The organism is Streptomyces sp. NEAU-YJ-81, from assembly GCF_017592595.1.
Lineage (GTDB): Bacteria > Actinomycetota > Actinomycetes > Streptomycetales > Streptomycetaceae > Streptomyces > Streptomyces hygroscopicus_B.
Genome location: NZ_JAGFNO010000010.1, coordinates 50,211 through 63,101 on the forward strand (window position 1 = coordinate 50,211; position 12,891 = coordinate 63,101).

Here is a 12,891-nt window from a genome sequence, read left to right on the forward strand (position 1 = left end):
GCATGTCAGAAACCCTGCCCTCCGTCGGTGAGATGCTCGCCGCCACCGTGCCCATGGTGCGCACCCTGAACCTGGAGTTCATCGAGGCGTCGCCCGAGCGCGCGGTGCTGCGCCTGCCCGACCAGCCCGACTTCCACAACCACGTCGGCGGCCCCCACGCGGGCGCGATGTTCACCCTGGCCGAGTCCGCGAGCGGCGCGGTCGTGCTGGCGGCGTTCGGCGATCAGCTCGGCCGTGCCGTACCGCTGGCCGTGCGCGCCGAGATCGGCTACAAGAAGCTCGCCAAGGGGCCCGTCACCGCGACCGCCACCCTCGGCCGGACCGCCGCCGAGGTGGTCGCCGAGCTGGACGCGGGGGAGCGTCCCGAATTCCCGGTGAACATCGCGATCACCCGGGAGGACGGCGCGGTCACGGGCGAGATGTCCATCGTATGGACCCTGCGTCCCCAGTCCTGAGCGGTCATCCCTTCGCCGGAGTCGACGCGCGCGGGACCACGACCTGGGGATGATGGCGACCGCGCGCCGATTGAGTAGTCTTCCCGGGGTGCGCCGCGCTCCCGTCCGGCGTACGCCGGGAAGCGATCGCCACATGGGGAGGAACCGGCGTTGCATATCGAGGAATGGCTCGAGACCGTACCCGCGGTCAGCGTATATCTGCTGGTGGGTCTCGTCATCGGCCTGGAGAGCCTGGGAATCCCGCTTCCCGGTGAGATCGTCCTCGTCAGCGCGACGCTGCTGGCGGCCTCGCAGGACCACATCAACCCCTACATCCTCGGGGGCAGCGCCATCGCGGGCGCGGTGATCGGCGACTCCATCGGCTATCTCATCGGCCGCAAGGGCGGACAGCCACTCCTCACCTGGCTGGGCCGTAAATTCCCCAAGCATTTCAGCGCCGAACATGTGGCGACCGCCGAGCGCTCCTTCCAGAAGTGGGGCATGTGGGCGGTCTTCGTCGGCCGTTTCATCGCGCTGCTGCGTATCTTCGCGGGTCCGCTCGCCGGTGTGCTGCAGATGCCGTACTGGAAGTTCCTCATCGCCAATGTGCTCGGCGGCATCGTCTGGGCCGGTGGCACCACCGCGGTCATCTACTCCCTGGGCAAGGTCGCCGAGGACTGGCTCAAGCGCTTCTCCTGGCTCGGCCTCGTGCTGGCCCTGCTCTTCGGCCTCGGCTCGATGCTCGTCATGAAGTGGCGCTCCAAGAAGGCCAAGCCCGCCGCGGTCACGGCGGCCGATTCCGAGACGGCCGAGCCGCAGCCGGTCCCGGCCGGCGACTAGGACGGCCCCGCCGGTCGAAGCGATGGGACCGGCCAGGGCGAGGAACGTGAAGGGGACGACCAGGTGGGAGTAACGGTGCACGACGCCTTGATCTTCGGAATCGGCGGTAAGGAGCCACAGATCGCCCCCGAGGCGTTCGTGGCCCCCACGTCGGTGGTGATCGGCGAGGTCGTGCTGGCCGCCGGATCGAGCATCTGGTTCCAGGCGGTGCTACGAGGCGACGGCGGCCCCATCGTCCTCGGCGCGGACAGCAACATCCAGGACAATTGCACGGTGCACGTCGACCCCGGATTCCCGGTCTCGATCGGCGAGCGGGTCTCCGTCGGGCACAACGCGGTCGTGCACGGCTGCACGGTCGAGGACGATGTGCTGATCGGCATGGGGGCCACGGTCCTCAACGGCGCCCGGGTCGGTGCCGGATCGCTGGTCGCCGCCCAGGCGCTGGTGCCGCAGGGGATGGAGATACCGCCCGGCTCACTGGTGGCCGGGGTACCGGCGAAGGTGAAGCGCCCCCTCACCGACGAGGAACGGGAAGGCATCAAGCTGAACGCCCAGGTGTACGCGGACCGGGCCAAGCAGTACCGGGAAGCGCTCAGAGGCGGCGAGTAGCTCGATGTGATCGGATGGTGGTCATGGACTGGGAAGCTTTCGCCGAGCGCATGGCCACCCTGGCGCGGGACCTGCTGGCGCAGGCATCCGTGGAGGCCACTCTCGAGCGGATCTCCGAGTGCGCGGTGGACATCGTGGACGGCTGCGAGGCGGCCGGCATCCTGATGCTCCACGGCAAGCGGGTGGAGTCCCTCGCCCCCACCGACAGCCTGGTGGTCCGCTCCGACCGGTTGCAGGAGCGGCTCGGCGAGGGGCCCTGCTTCGACGCCGCCCGTCGGCTGGGCGGTGAGCGGGTGTTCCGGATCAGGGACTTCACCCAGCCCGAGGAGCGCTGGCCGGCGTTCGTCAGCCAGGCCCGCGACCTCGGCATCGGCAGCATGATGGGATTCCTGCTCTACACCGAGCAGGAGAACCTCGGCGCCCTGAACCTCTACTCGGCGCGCCCCGCCGCCTTCACCAAGGCCAGCGAGACGGCCGGCTGGCTGCTCGCCTCGCACGCCGCGGTCGCCTTCTCCAGCGCCCGCACCGCCGACCAGCTCCAGCAGGCGATCGAGACCCGGCACACCATCGGGGAGGCCATGGGCATCCTCATCGAACGCCTGAAGATCACCGAGGATGACGCCTTCGCGCTGATGCGGCGGGTGTCCCAGGAGCGGAACGTCAAGCTGCGCGACCTCGCCCGGCAGATCTGCGAGAGCGGCGGCATCGACGGCTGACGCATCGGCCGGAGCCGACGCGTCAGCCGAACGGCTCTTCCGGCCCGTGGTCTGGACCGGAAGGGCCTGGCCACCGAATTCCCCCGGGGGTACGCCGACGGCTTGCGGGGCGGGTACCCCGGCCCGCCCGGTACGACACCCTCATCCGTCCTTGGACAGGACGTGCGGGGCGTGGGTCCGGACCGCCTCCATCAGCTCGCCCATTGACGGGTTCACCATGGGCCGGCCGGCCACCGTCACGGTCGGCACGGTCTCGTTCCCGTCCGCGACCAACCGGACGAACGCGGCCGCCTCCGGATCCCGCCAGATGTTCACCTCGGTGTGCCGCAGCCGGGCGAGGCGCAGCCGCGTACGCAGGTGCATGCAGAACGGGCACAGCGGCCGCCAGTACACCACCACTCCGTCTTGGTCCTCACGGCCCGCCATCACGCATCCCCTCCTCGCGCCGCCCGGTCGGGCGCCGCACCGAGCGTAGCCGTGTCCCGTACGCACTCCGAGGGGTCCGTACCGGGCGCCAGGTGGCGACGAGGGCCGCGGCCAGCAGGAGCTCGGCGACGTCGCCGCCGTAGTACATGATCTCCGCGCCGCCCTGGACCTCGGCGATCGGGGCGTGGACCTCGACCCAGAAGCCCCCGTACATCAACTGGGCGATGGCGGCGTGGGCCGCGATGGCGACGCCGAGGACCACCAGCCGGGCCGGCACACCGGGCCGGGCCGGAGCCGGGTCGGGACCGGCGATGACATACGCGAACAGCCAGCCCGAGAGCAGGAAATGGGCGTGCGTCAGCCAGTGCCACCCGGGCCGGCCCATGACGGTGTCGTAGAGGGGGGTGAAGTACAGCAGCACCAGCCCGCCGGTGGTCAGCAGCAGAGCGGTGACGGGGTGGGCGAGCAGCCGCGCGGGGCGGGAGCGCAGCACGGCGGTCAGCCGTCGGCCGCGGCCTGGGGGCAGGGCGCGCAGCAGCAGGGTGACCGGGGCCGCGAGCACCAGCGCGAGGGGTGCGTACATCCCGAGCAGCAGATGCTGGGCCATATGGCCGCGGAAGTCCTGATGGGCGAACGGCGCGAGCGGAGGCAGCAGCGTCACGGCGAGGAGGACGAGCCCGGCCGCGAAGCTCAACGACCGCGTGGGCGGCCAGCCCTGGGCGGGGTTGCGGCGACGGGCGCGGCGGACCGCCAGCGCGTAGGCGGCGGCACACACCAGCAGGGGGAGGGCCGGAAGCCATACGTCCAAGGGGCCGCCGCCCCCGGCGCCCACGCCGCCCCCGCCGTGTCCATGGGAGGGATGCGCCGCGCCGCCATCCATCACCTGTGCCCGGTGGCGCGGGGCGCCTCGGGGCCGGAGGGCGCGCCGCCACGCTGCAGCAGATGGCCGCCTGCCACCAGAAGGGCGCCCAGGATCAGGAAACCGGCGTCCCACCACGGCTGTTCCGGGCCGCTGTGGACATGGTGGATGCCGAGGATCTGGTGGTCCAGCACCCCCTCGACCAGGTTGAACAGGCCCCAGCCGACCAGGATCCAGCCCCACAGGACGCGCGAGCCCCACACCCGGCGGCGGTCGTGGGTGACCCGGGCGTAGAGCAGGGCCAGCCCCAGCAGGACCGCGATCCAGCACACGGCGTGGAAGATCCCGTCCCACACGGTGTTCATCTCCATCCCGGAGACGGTGTGCGGGTTGTAGTACCTGACCCCGATGCGGTCGTGGTTGGTGCTGCTGAGCATGTGGTGCCACTGCAGCAACTGGTGGAGCAGGATCCCGTCGAGGAATCCGCCGAGCCCCACGCCCAGCACGATCCCCGGCAGCCGGATGGTCCGCGGCGTGGGCAGACCGGCTCGGGTTTCCTCCGTCGTGGTGGCCATCACCGCTCTCCGTCCTGACGACAGTCCTGACGGCAGGGTGTTCCCGCGCGCCCGTCGCCACCACGGCTTCCCGGCCGGACCGGCTTCGTCACCGGTCCGCGCCGTCTTTCCGCCATACGCCGAGCCGGGGCGGGGTGGCGTGGGCTCAGCCGAGCCGAGCCGGGGCGGGGCGGGGCGGGGCGGGCTCAGCCGAGCCGGGCGAACCGGCGCGGGCCGTCCGTCAGGCGGCGGTGACGGTGAACAGCCCGCCGTCGGGGTCGCGCAGGATCGCCTGACGGCCCGTGGGGGAGGCGGTCGGCGCGAGGGCGACGGTGCCTCCGGCTGCGCGGGCCGCCGCCACCGCGGCCGTCACATCGGGGACGCGGAAGTGGACGTACCAGCGCGGCCGGACCTCCGGGTCGGGGGCCTGCTCGACGGCGCCGCCGTGGACCACCGCCAGCTTGCGCCCCGCCTCGCGCACAATCACCTCGTCGTTCTCGTACTCGATCGAGCAGTTGCCCGCCGGGGACGCCCAGCCGAAGACCTCGCCATAGAAGAGTGCGGCCGCGAACGCGTCACGGGTCCGCAGCTCCAGCCAGGCCGGGGCGCCGTCCGGACCCGACGGCCAGCCGGGCAGCGCCTCCCCCGCCCAGAAGCCGAAGACGGCGCCGTCGCGGTCGGCGGCCAGCGCGGCGCGGCGGCCCGGGCCGAAGGGGAGCGGGCCGACGCCGACGGTGCCGCCCCGCTCATGGATCCGTGCCGCGGTGGCGTCCGCGTCCGCCACGGCGAAGAACGGCGTCCAGACGGCCGCGCTCCGGAGGCTGCTCGCGAGTGCTCCGACCCCGGCCACCGGCGCGCCGCCGAACAGCGCGGTACGGAACTCTTCACCCAGCCCGGTGGGGCGCCAGGTCCACCCGAGCACCGCGGTGTAGAACTCCTGCGCCGCCTGGAGGCTGGGGGCGGCGAGACTCACCCAGCAGGGGAATCCCGGCCGTGCGTGGCCGATCGGCTTCATGGGCACCACTCCTCACACTCCGCCCCGACACCACCGCGGGGACTGCAGCGGTGTACCCCGACGGCCGGGTGCTATGCCCCGGCGGTGGCGCGGGGCCAGGTCTCCGGGGTGATGTCATGCCAGATGTTCTGGGCCTGGATCAGCAGGGTGCCCAGGACGGCGGTGGTGGCGGTGGAGATGCCGCGCTCGTCGCAGAGCTGCTTGTGGAGGGCGTCGTGGCGCCGTTCCACGGAGTCCAGGGCCTCGTCGAGACGGGCGTGCGTCTCCTCGTCGTCGGGGGCGGCGGGCAGACAGATCAGATCCGCGCGCGCCCGGCACGCGGCCGCCAGGTCGCACAGGAGGCGGCCGTAGTCGCCGAGCGCCTGCTGGTCGGGGGAGGGGATGGCGCGGTTCTCGTCGGCGATGTCGATCATGGTGTTGGTGATCCCGCCGATCTGCGCGACGATCGACCCCCATCGCTGGTCCTCGCTCTCGGCGGGGACCGGCGGCAGCTTCCCGCGCCACTTCCACGGCAGCCTGGGATTCAGCCGGAGGCTCTCATGGCTCCACAGCCGGGCCGATCGCAGGCTCTCCTGCCGCTGTTGGAGGCGATTCGACAGCCGCCGCCAGTCGGCGGCCGTCTCCTCGGACCAGTCCTCCTCGCTCAGGCGCTCGGCCATGCACGCGAGGGCGTCCTCCGCGCCACGGGCCAGACCGCTGAGGTTCTCCCGTATGTCCCGCAGATGGACCGGCGGGAAGACCAGCGCGTTGACCGCGATGCCGATCGCGGCGCCCAGGAGCGCCTGGAGCAGCCGGTGGGAGACCGTGAGGCCGGACACGGGGCCCGAGGTGAGGGTGAACAGCGCGGTGGTGGGCCCGTAGATGCCCTGGTCGCCGAGGCGCGGCCAGTTGCTGAGCAGCATCACGACCGGCAGGACCAGGGCCACCGAGGCCAGGGTGTTCCCCGTCAGGGCTTCGGCCCCCGCCGCCAGGAGCGTGCCGACGGCGATGGCCACCAGTTGCTGCAACCCCTTGAACAGCGAACGGTAGACGGTGGCCTGGACCAGGACCACCGCCACCCACGGAGCCATCAGCGCCACCGGATCCCGCAGCCACCACCCCGACACGGCCCAGGCGAGCGTGGCCGCCCCGGCAGCCTTCAGTGACTGCACGACCAGGTCCCGCTCCCGCCCCGGCCCCCGGCACGCCCGGACCGCGGCCTGTGCGACCCCCCGGGCTCCGGCCCGCACCCCATACAGCTTCTCGATCATGTGCGCCATGGAGCAGGGGGTTCCTGGGACGCGTCGGGTTATGCATGACGGGGCGGGGCGGATGGTGTTACGGCCGGGCGGAAGCGCGACCGCGGCCCGCTCAGCCCGTGGCCAGCAGCAGCGTCCCGACCAGGGCGAGTCCGGCGCCCGTGGCCTGGACCACGCGCAGCCGTTCGCCGAGCAGTCCGCGGGCGGCGAGGGCGGTCACCACGGGGTAGAGGGAGGCGAGCACCGCGGCGACGGTGACCGGGCCGTGGTGGGCGGCGAGGTTGTACGTGCCGTTCGCGGCCACGTCGGCGAGACCCACGAAGGCGAGCGCGGGCAGCGATGCCCACACCACGCCCATCCCGCCCTCGGGCAGCCCGGGGTTTCCGCGCCGTACGGAGAAGAGGAGCGCGGTGCCGCCGACCGCCACATTGCACACCCGCTGGACGAACAGCGCGAGGAAGAGCCCGGTCAGGGTGGTCGACGCCTCGGCGATCAGGGCCATCACCGAGCCGAAGCCCAGTGCGGCGACCAGGGTGAGCAGCAGCGTCTGCCGCTGGACGGGCGCACCACCGGTCTGCGGACCGCTCGCCAGGACCACGCCCGCGACCGCCACCACGACCCCCGAGACCTGCAGCAGCCCGGGCCGCTCGCCGAGCACCAGCGCGACGCCGAGCGGCACGATGACCCCGCCGAGCGCGCCGAGCGGGGAGACGACGCCCATCGGGCCGAGCGCGAGGGCGCGGTAGAAGCACAGCATCGCGGCCGGGCCGACCACACCGGCCGCCGCCGCGAACCATAGCTGCGGGCCCGCCTCGGACCATCCGCCGATGGCCACCACGATGGCGCCGAGGACGGTCACCGCGATGATCTGGGAGGCGACGACCACGGTGAGCGCGGGTGTGCGCCGGGTGAGCAACCCTCCGCCGAAGTCGGCCAGCCCCCAGAGCAGGCTGGTGGCAAGAGCGAAGAGCGCGGACATGGTGAAACCTCGCCGTACAGTGTGGTGGACGTGGGAGTACAGCCCACAGTAGTTCACTGCACTCGACTATGCCATTCACTATTTTGGACGGATGGACGGACCGGAACGTGACGGACCTCGATCAGCTCACGCAGTCGCTCGCCCGCAACCTCAAGCGGTGGCGCAACGAACGCGGCTTCACCCTCGACACCCTCGCGGCCCGCGCCGGGGTCAGTCGGGGCATGATCATCCAGATCGAGCAGGCCCGTACGAATCCGAGCGTCGGCACCACGGTCAAGCTCGCGGACGCGCTCGGCGTGAGCATCACCACCCTGCTCGACTACGAGCACGGGCCGCGGGTGACCTTCGTCCCGCCCGAGCAGGCGGTGCGGATGTGGTCCACCGAAGCGGGCAGCTACACGGCGCTGCTCGTCGGCACCGAGGCGGGCGGTCCGCTGGAGATGTGGGGATGGCGGCTGATGCCCGGCGACGAGAGCGCCTCCGACCCGCATCCGTCCGGCACGGTCGAGCTGATCCATGTGACGGCGGGCGAGCTCACCCTGGTGCTCGGCGGCGAGGCGCACACCGTCCCGGCCGGCACCTCCGCGGCGTTCGAGGCGAACACCCCGCACACCTATCGCAACGAGGGGACGGCGCCGGTGGAGATGACCATGGCGGTGTCGGTGCCGCCCGCGCGCTGAGGCCGCGGGCCCCGGCCCGTCACCCCTCTCCCGGCCTGCTAGTTTGACGGCATGAGTACGCCGATGGATGCCTTCGACGAGGTCCGTCCCGCCGTCGAGTGCCTGGATCTGCTGACCGCCCCCGTCGCCGCGGCGCTGCGCGACTGGCGTGGCTCGGAGCCGGTGGAGCAGGTGCTGTTCGTGGACACGGACCCGGACAAGGCCGACACCGCCGTACTCGTCGAGAACTACGGCCCCTGGCTGCTGGAGCAGTCCGCCAACTGTGTGGTCGTCGCGGGCAAGCGGGGCGGTGAGACTACCCTGGCCGCCGCTCTGGTCCTCGCCCACACCCGCGCGGACGTCAACGGCGTGGTGCGCCGCCATCTCGGCGCGCGCAAGGCGTCGTTCGCCCCGATGGACACGGCGACGGGCGAGAGCGGCATGGAGTTCGGCGGCATCACCCCGATCGGCCTGCCCGCCACCTGGCCGCTCCTGGTGGACTCCGCCGTGGCCGACATCCCCTACGCGCTCATCGGCAGCGGCAGCCGCCGCGGCAAACTCATCGTGCCGGGCAAGCTGCTGGCCGCCCTGCCGGGCGCAACGGTCCTGGAGGGCCTGGGCGCCCCCGGCGCCTGAACCCGCCCGAGCTGCGATGCCCGGCTGGGCAGGGCGATACGGGAAAGGCTCTCTTGCGAGCCGAGCCGAGCCGCCCTGCCCAACTGACGTCCTACTTCGGCAGCTTGACCACGAACGCCGCGTCGGCATCCGGGTCGTCAACGCCGACGTAGCTCACTTGCCCGCCCCGACGGGCGACGTCGAGGACGAGCGATCCGGTAACCGCCTGCCCCGGTTTGTATGTCGTATCGAGGTCCGGCCCGTCGCCGACGCCTTCGAGCGTGGACGCGTCCTGCGCGGCCGTTTGATCGTCCTCCCACTTCATCATGCCGTAGGTCATGATCTCGGCCGGAGCCTTTCCCGCGTTCTTCAGTGTGAGCGTCAGCTTCACGTACTGACCTTGCTCCGGCTTATTGCTCGTGTCCACCTCCGCCGGTGTCACGTACTTCGCGCTGACGACGGTGACTTGCATCTTGGTCGTCACCTTGTAGTTCTCGCCGTACTCGTCCGTCTCGCCGAGGCCGAACGTCCCCGTTTCGCCGACGGCGACCACCGGGGCCGCGGATTTCGTGGCCGACGTAGACGGAGACTCCTTGACCGCCTTCTCGGCCGTCGCAGGAGCGGATGGAGCGGGCTTCGACAAGTCGTTCCCGTCGTCCGACGTGCAGCCCACCAGAACGGCCCCGAGGACGGCCGCGGACGCCGCACTGACGGCGTACCGGGGTATGTGCATGGAAAATCCCCCCAAGGATTATGTGAGCGGCTCCCCATGCCGCCCGAGAGGGCTAAGTATGCACGGAAGCATGGTGGGATATGGCGTTACGGGAAGCGCATCCGTTGTGGGGCCGGAAGGTCGGTGGCCGTCGACGAGCGGCGCGACAAAAGCCCCCGTCGGAACGGTCCGGCGGGGGCTGTTTGCGTTTCGGCGCTACTCCCAGACGGGCCGCCCGCCCTCCCAGAGTGCGGACACGTGGCCGGCGAACCGGTCGTACAGACCATCGTCGCCCATCCGGTGCAGGTGCAGCATCGGCGACTCATGGCCGAGGAGACTCGACAAGTGTGGAGTCACCAGCATTTCGGAATCGAAGCTGAACACCGACAAGGCAATGTGCTCGTCACTGAACCGAGCGTCGACGCCGTCAAGGTGCTTCAGCTTCGACAGCGCATCAAGCGTGATCCGAATCCGTGTGCTGACGGTGAGTGGGACGCCCTCGATCTCCTCCCGACGTCGCGTCACATCAGATTCCGGGTCCCCGACGAGGAAGCGCACGTTACAGCCGGCCGCGGCCTTGGCCGCCAGACGATCAATGAGCCTCGGTTGCTCTTGCCACACGAAGTAGTTGGTGTATCCGGCAAACGTGATGGAGTGCGACGCGGCGTCGATCAGCTGTCCCCACACGGCCGTGGGGCAGGCATTGCGGTATGGATAGGCTTGGGTGATTTCGCGGCTGGCCCCCGTCTTGACAACCGACTTGGCTGCCCTTGGCCACAACATGCCCTCATCTGCTCCTAACGCCTTAGCGACGGCAGACCTCGTATCGGGGTGTGGAGCCCGACTGGGGTCCTTCAACCATCGCTCCGCGGTTTTGGTGGACACTCCCACCATACGAGCGAGGCGGTTGGTGGATACTTCAGCCTCGGCCATAGCATCTCGAAGGGCTTCGTTCAAGGTTCCTCCCCCGGACTTTTGGGACGCTTGGGACCATAGCGCGAAGCTGTCCCGGCTGTCCCGTCCCAGGACGTTCAAACGTCTCGCCAAGAGGGCGACATTATGTGCATGGACAGCGACGCAACGAAATCAGCCACCCTCGCATTCATCTACGACCGCGAGGCGACGCGCCAGACGGACAGGCTGGATGCCCGTATCGCCCTCTGCAGGGAATATGCCGCGCGGCTGGGGTGGAGGGTCGCTGGCCAATGGGTTGACCGCGGAGACGCTGCCGTGGCCGAGCGTCGGCCGTTCTGGATTGGCATGGTCGCTGCCATGAAGCATGAGGGGCAGGGGTTCAACGCTGTCTGCCTCGTGGCGAGTTGGGAGCGGATCGCCTACGACGAGAGGGGCCGCGCCCAGATGCGTCAGCTCGTCAGCGACGTGGACGGTACGTGTGTGGCCATCGACGGGGGTTCGGTGCCGCCCAGCTCCCGAGACGCGACGTTGCGTCGACTCCGCGCCAGCGGGGAGCAGGTCGGCCCGGGCGTGACGCTGGTTCGTCACGACGGAGCGACGGCATGAACTGGAGGTGGGGTGCTCACGGGGCTCCCGCATAAAGCCCCTGCCCGTTGGGTGCGCTGGTGCGCCTGGCAGGCAGGAAGCGGTCCGGGATTGCTTTGGTCGGCTCCGTCCCGGGCCGTGGCCCCCGCTCCGATGCCCGTTGTGCGGCGAGTGGAGGAGTGGGGGCCGCACATGGACAACCTCGCCCCAGTCGCGTGCTTGGAGGCTGACGACCAGGACGAGGGCAGCGCACCACTCACAGAGAAGAGGCACGCGTATGAGCAACGGTACAGCTCTGCTGTCCGCCGAGGATCGGGCAGGCGTGGTCAAGACCATCATGGACAACAACCCGAACATGGCGGAGGACATGGCCGGCCGGATCGTCGACGAGGCCACGAAGTTCGTGATCGCCGCGTCGTGCTCTCCCGGGAAGAACCTGCCCCGTCCCGGGTCGTCGACGAGGGATGGCACGCGCTCATCCTGCACACGTACCTGTACTCCAGCCTGTGCGCTCGCAGGGGCGGGTACGTCCACCACACGCCCGGGTACAACCCGCGGAACTACGATGCGTCGATCCTGGAGCGCACGAAGACCCGAATCGCGGAGCTGGGATTCGACGTCGACGCCGAGCTGTGGGGCCCGCCTGGCTCGGACCCGGTCGTGGTGGCGGCCAAGTGCCAGCACACGGAGGAGTGCGCCATCATGCCGATGCCGCCGGACCCCGGCCCCACGGAGTAATGAACGTCGCCCGGAACGGCAAACGAGCCCCGCTGACGGCCGTACTCTCGCCCCAGGAGGTTCGACATGCCAAAGACCTGGACTGACCCGCGGTACCTCACCCTCGTGACCACGCTTCGCGCGCTCCGGGAGTGCACTGGGCGGCCCGTCCGAGGGTTCGTCGTCCCCAAGCGTGGCACTGGCCAGGCGGCGGACGACAGGAAGTAGCTCAACAACCCAACAGCGGCCCCGTCCGTGCGCTTCCCTCGTGGCGCCGGGCGGGGATGTTCATGTCTCGCGTCGGCCGTAGCGCAGGTTCCGGACGGCGGCCACCGCCATGGGGGAGAGGCCAATCACCGTCGGGTGTTCGTCGACGTAGCGCACGAGGATCCAGCCCTTGGCGCGGAGAGACGCGACATCCCTCATCACGTCGCCGTCAGCGGCACGCGACAGCTCGTCGGCGGTGGGAGCGTCGCCGGCGTTCAGATGGTCAACGATGAGGAACAGAACACGCTGCTCATCCGCGGTAATGCGGAACTCCATACATCGACAGTACGGCGGTGCGCTCAGCCCAGCCGGGGGATCTCGATGGCCGGGCAGCGGTCCATCACCATGGCGAGCCCGGCGGCGCGGGTGCGCTCGTACGCGGCGTCGTCGATGACGTCGAGCTGGAACCAGACGGCCTTGGCACCGATGGCCACGGCCTCGTCGGCGACCGGGCCCGCCAGCTCGCTGTTGACGAAGACATCGACCACGTCGACCGGGAAGGGGATCTCGGCGAGCGAGGCGTACCCCCGCTCGCCGTGCACGGTCTCGGCCTTCGGGTGCACGGGCACGATGCGCTTGCCGAAGCGCTGGAGGACGTCGGCGACGCCGTAGGCGGCACGCTGCTGGTTGGTCGACAGGCCCACGACGGCCCAGGTGTCGCCCAGCTCGGTGAGGATCTCGCGGACCGTCGCCGAGTCGCCGTACATACCTGCCTCCTGCGGGTGCGAGAACCGATCTGTGTGCAGCACAA

At 70.6% G+C, this 12,891-nt stretch carries 18 protein-coding genes and 1 pseudogene; 8 read left to right on the top strand and 11 right to left on the bottom strand.

All coding sequences use genetic code 11. The features are described from left to right. Nucleotides 1-2 precede the first annotated feature (2 nt). The 4 genes from J5X86_RS22665 (at nucleotide 3) to J5X86_RS22680 (ending at nucleotide 2,599) form a co-directional block, all read left to right on the top strand. Nucleotides 3-455: a DUF4442 domain-containing protein gene (locus J5X86_RS22665; RefSeq protein WP_208518585.1), complete on the top strand. Its 453-nt coding sequence runs from the start codon at nucleotides 3-5 to the stop codon at nucleotides 453-455. A gap of 150 nt (nucleotides 456-605) precedes the next feature. After that, complete coding sequence (locus J5X86_RS22670; protein WP_208518586.1) at nucleotides 606-1,274, top strand: DedA family protein; 669 nt, start codon at nucleotides 606-608, stop codon at nucleotides 1,272-1,274. Nucleotides 1,275-1,337: 63 nt separating this feature from the next. Continuing rightward, nucleotides 1,338-1,883, top strand: a complete 546-nt coding sequence (locus J5X86_RS22675) for a gamma carbonic anhydrase family protein (RefSeq protein ID WP_374229283.1) — start codon at nucleotides 1,338-1,340, stop codon at nucleotides 1,881-1,883. Between the two features lie 23 nt (nucleotides 1,884-1,906). After that, complete coding sequence (locus tag J5X86_RS22680) at nucleotides 1,907-2,599, top strand: GAF and ANTAR domain-containing protein (RefSeq protein ID WP_208518587.1); 693 nt, start codon at nucleotides 1,907-1,909, stop codon at nucleotides 2,597-2,599. A 141-nt stretch (nucleotides 2,600-2,740) separates the two neighbouring features. Here the strand turns inward: J5X86_RS22680 and J5X86_RS22685 are convergent, their stop codons facing one another. The 6 genes from J5X86_RS22685 to J5X86_RS22710 form a co-directional block, all read right to left on the bottom strand. Then, nucleotides 2,741-3,025 carry a glutaredoxin domain-containing protein gene (locus tag J5X86_RS22685; RefSeq protein WP_208518588.1) on the bottom strand — a complete coding sequence of 95 codons (285 nt, stop codon included), beginning with the start codon at nucleotides 3,023-3,025 and terminating at the stop codon, nucleotides 2,741-2,743. Next, nucleotides 3,012-3,905, bottom strand: a complete 894-nt coding sequence (locus J5X86_RS22690) for a cytochrome c oxidase assembly protein (protein WP_208518589.1) — start codon at nucleotides 3,903-3,905, stop codon at nucleotides 3,012-3,014. Before J5X86_RS22690 ends, J5X86_RS22685 begins: the two co-directional genes overlap by 14 nt. Beyond that, complete coding sequence (locus J5X86_RS22695) at nucleotides 3,905-4,459, bottom strand: DUF2243 domain-containing protein (protein ID WP_208518590.1); 555 nt, start codon at nucleotides 4,457-4,459, stop codon at nucleotides 3,905-3,907. Before J5X86_RS22695 ends, J5X86_RS22690 begins: the two co-directional genes overlap by 1 nt. A gap of 220 nt (nucleotides 4,460-4,679) precedes the next feature. Further along, a complete protein-coding gene (locus tag J5X86_RS22700) occupies nucleotides 4,680-5,453 on the bottom strand; it encodes a VOC family protein (protein WP_208518591.1) in 774 nt (257 codons plus the stop codon). A 71-nt stretch (nucleotides 5,454-5,524) separates the two neighbouring features. Beyond that, a complete protein-coding gene (locus J5X86_RS22705; RefSeq protein ID WP_243981113.1) occupies nucleotides 5,525-6,712 on the bottom strand; it encodes an aromatic acid exporter family protein in 1,188 nt (395 codons plus the stop codon). 91 nt (nucleotides 6,713-6,803) lie between these two features. Next, nucleotides 6,804-7,670 (bottom strand): EamA family transporter, encoded by an 867-nt coding sequence (locus tag J5X86_RS22710; protein WP_208518592.1) that lies wholly within the window; start codon nucleotides 7,668-7,670, stop codon nucleotides 6,804-6,806. 107 nt (nucleotides 7,671-7,777) lie between these two features. On the opposite strand from J5X86_RS22710, the gene J5X86_RS22715 reads away from it, so the two are divergent. Both J5X86_RS22715 and J5X86_RS22720 read left to right on the top strand, forming a co-directional pair. Then, nucleotides 7,778-8,350: a helix-turn-helix domain-containing protein gene (locus J5X86_RS22715; RefSeq protein WP_208518593.1), complete on the top strand. Its 573-nt coding sequence runs from the start codon at nucleotides 7,778-7,780 to the stop codon at nucleotides 8,348-8,350. 51 nt (nucleotides 8,351-8,401) lie between these two features. Beyond that, nucleotides 8,402-8,965 (top strand): YbaK/EbsC family protein, encoded by a 564-nt coding sequence (locus tag J5X86_RS22720; RefSeq protein WP_208518594.1) that lies wholly within the window; start codon nucleotides 8,402-8,404, stop codon nucleotides 8,963-8,965. Between the two features lie 91 nt (nucleotides 8,966-9,056). Here J5X86_RS22720 and J5X86_RS22725 read toward each other — a convergent pair whose 3' ends face one another. The 3 genes and pseudogenes from J5X86_RS22725 to J5X86_RS52940 form a co-directional block, all read right to left on the bottom strand. Beyond that, nucleotides 9,057-9,677, bottom strand: a complete 621-nt coding sequence (locus J5X86_RS22725; protein ID WP_208518595.1) for a DUF4352 domain-containing protein — start codon at nucleotides 9,675-9,677, stop codon at nucleotides 9,057-9,059. A gap of 195 nt (nucleotides 9,678-9,872) precedes the next feature. Beyond that, a complete protein-coding gene (locus J5X86_RS22730; RefSeq protein ID WP_243981117.1) occupies nucleotides 9,873-10,439 on the bottom strand; it encodes a hypothetical protein in 567 nt (188 codons plus the stop codon). Nucleotides 10,440-10,508: 69 nt separating this feature from the next. Next, nucleotides 10,509-10,589, bottom strand: a pseudogene (locus J5X86_RS52940) (hypothetical protein); the annotation flags it as partial. Nucleotides 10,590-10,721: 132 nt separating this feature from the next. Here J5X86_RS52940 and J5X86_RS22735 point away from each other — a divergent pair. Next, nucleotides 10,722-11,177, top strand: coding sequence for a hypothetical protein (locus J5X86_RS22735; RefSeq protein WP_208518596.1), 456 nt, complete (start codon nucleotides 10,722-10,724; stop codon nucleotides 11,175-11,177). Between the two features lie 396 nt (nucleotides 11,178-11,573). After that, entirely contained in the window at nucleotides 11,574-11,894 is a 321-nt protein-coding gene (locus J5X86_RS22740) for a hypothetical protein (protein ID WP_243981119.1), read from the top strand. 267 nt (nucleotides 11,895-12,161) lie between these two features. Here J5X86_RS22740 and J5X86_RS22745 read toward each other — a convergent pair whose 3' ends face one another. Next, entirely contained in the window at nucleotides 12,162-12,416 is a 255-nt protein-coding gene (locus J5X86_RS22745) for a hypothetical protein (RefSeq protein WP_208518597.1), read from the bottom strand. A 23-nt stretch (nucleotides 12,417-12,439) separates the two neighbouring features. Beyond that, complete coding sequence (locus tag J5X86_RS22750; protein WP_208518598.1) at nucleotides 12,440-12,847, bottom strand: CoA-binding protein; 408 nt, start codon at nucleotides 12,845-12,847, stop codon at nucleotides 12,440-12,442. Between the last annotated feature and the right edge of the window lie 44 nt (nucleotides 12,848-12,891).

Coding starts and splice junctions, on each gene's coding strand:
- J5X86_RS22665 (WP_208518585.1), top strand. CDS start 3: ATGTCAGAAACCCTGCCCTCCGTCGGTGAGATGCTCGCCGCCACCGTG.
- J5X86_RS22680 (WP_208518587.1), top strand. CDS start 1,907: ATGGACTGGGAAGCTTTCGCCGAGCGCATGGCCACCCTGGCGCGGGAC.
- J5X86_RS22685 (WP_208518588.1), bottom strand. CDS start 3,025: ATGGCGGGCCGTGAGGACCAAGACGGAGTGGTGGTGTACTGGCGGCCG.
- J5X86_RS22690 (WP_208518589.1), bottom strand. CDS start 3,905: ATGGATGGCGGCGCGGCGCATCCCTCCCATGGACACGGCGGGGGCGGC.
- J5X86_RS22695 (WP_208518590.1), bottom strand. CDS start 4,459: ATGGCCACCACGACGGAGGAAACCCGAGCCGGTCTGCCCACGCCGCGG.
- J5X86_RS22700 (WP_208518591.1), bottom strand. CDS start 5,453: ATGAAGCCGATCGGCCACGCACGGCCGGGATTCCCCTGCTGGGTGAGT.
- J5X86_RS22705 (WP_243981113.1), bottom strand. CDS start 6,712: ATGGCGCACATGATCGAGAAGCTGTATGGGGTGCGGGCCGGAGCCCGG.
- J5X86_RS22710 (WP_208518592.1), bottom strand. CDS start 7,670: ATGTCCGCGCTCTTCGCTCTTGCCACCAGCCTGCTCTGGGGGCTGGCC.
- J5X86_RS22720 (WP_208518594.1), top strand. CDS start 8,402: ATGAGTACGCCGATGGATGCCTTCGACGAGGTCCGTCCCGCCGTCGAG.
- J5X86_RS22725 (WP_208518595.1), bottom strand. CDS start 9,677: ATGCACATACCCCGGTACGCCGTCAGTGCGGCGTCCGCGGCCGTCCTC.
- J5X86_RS22730 (WP_243981117.1), bottom strand. CDS start 10,439: ATGTTGTGGCCAAGGGCAGCCAAGTCGGTTGTCAAGACGGGGGCCAGC.
- J5X86_RS22735 (WP_208518596.1), top strand. CDS start 10,722: ATGGACAGCGACGCAACGAAATCAGCCACCCTCGCATTCATCTACGAC.
- J5X86_RS22745 (WP_208518597.1), bottom strand. CDS start 12,416: ATGGAGTTCCGCATTACCGCGGATGAGCAGCGTGTTCTGTTCCTCATC.
- J5X86_RS22750 (WP_208518598.1), bottom strand. CDS start 12,847: ATGTACGGCGACTCGGCGACGGTCCGCGAGATCCTCACCGAGCTGGGC.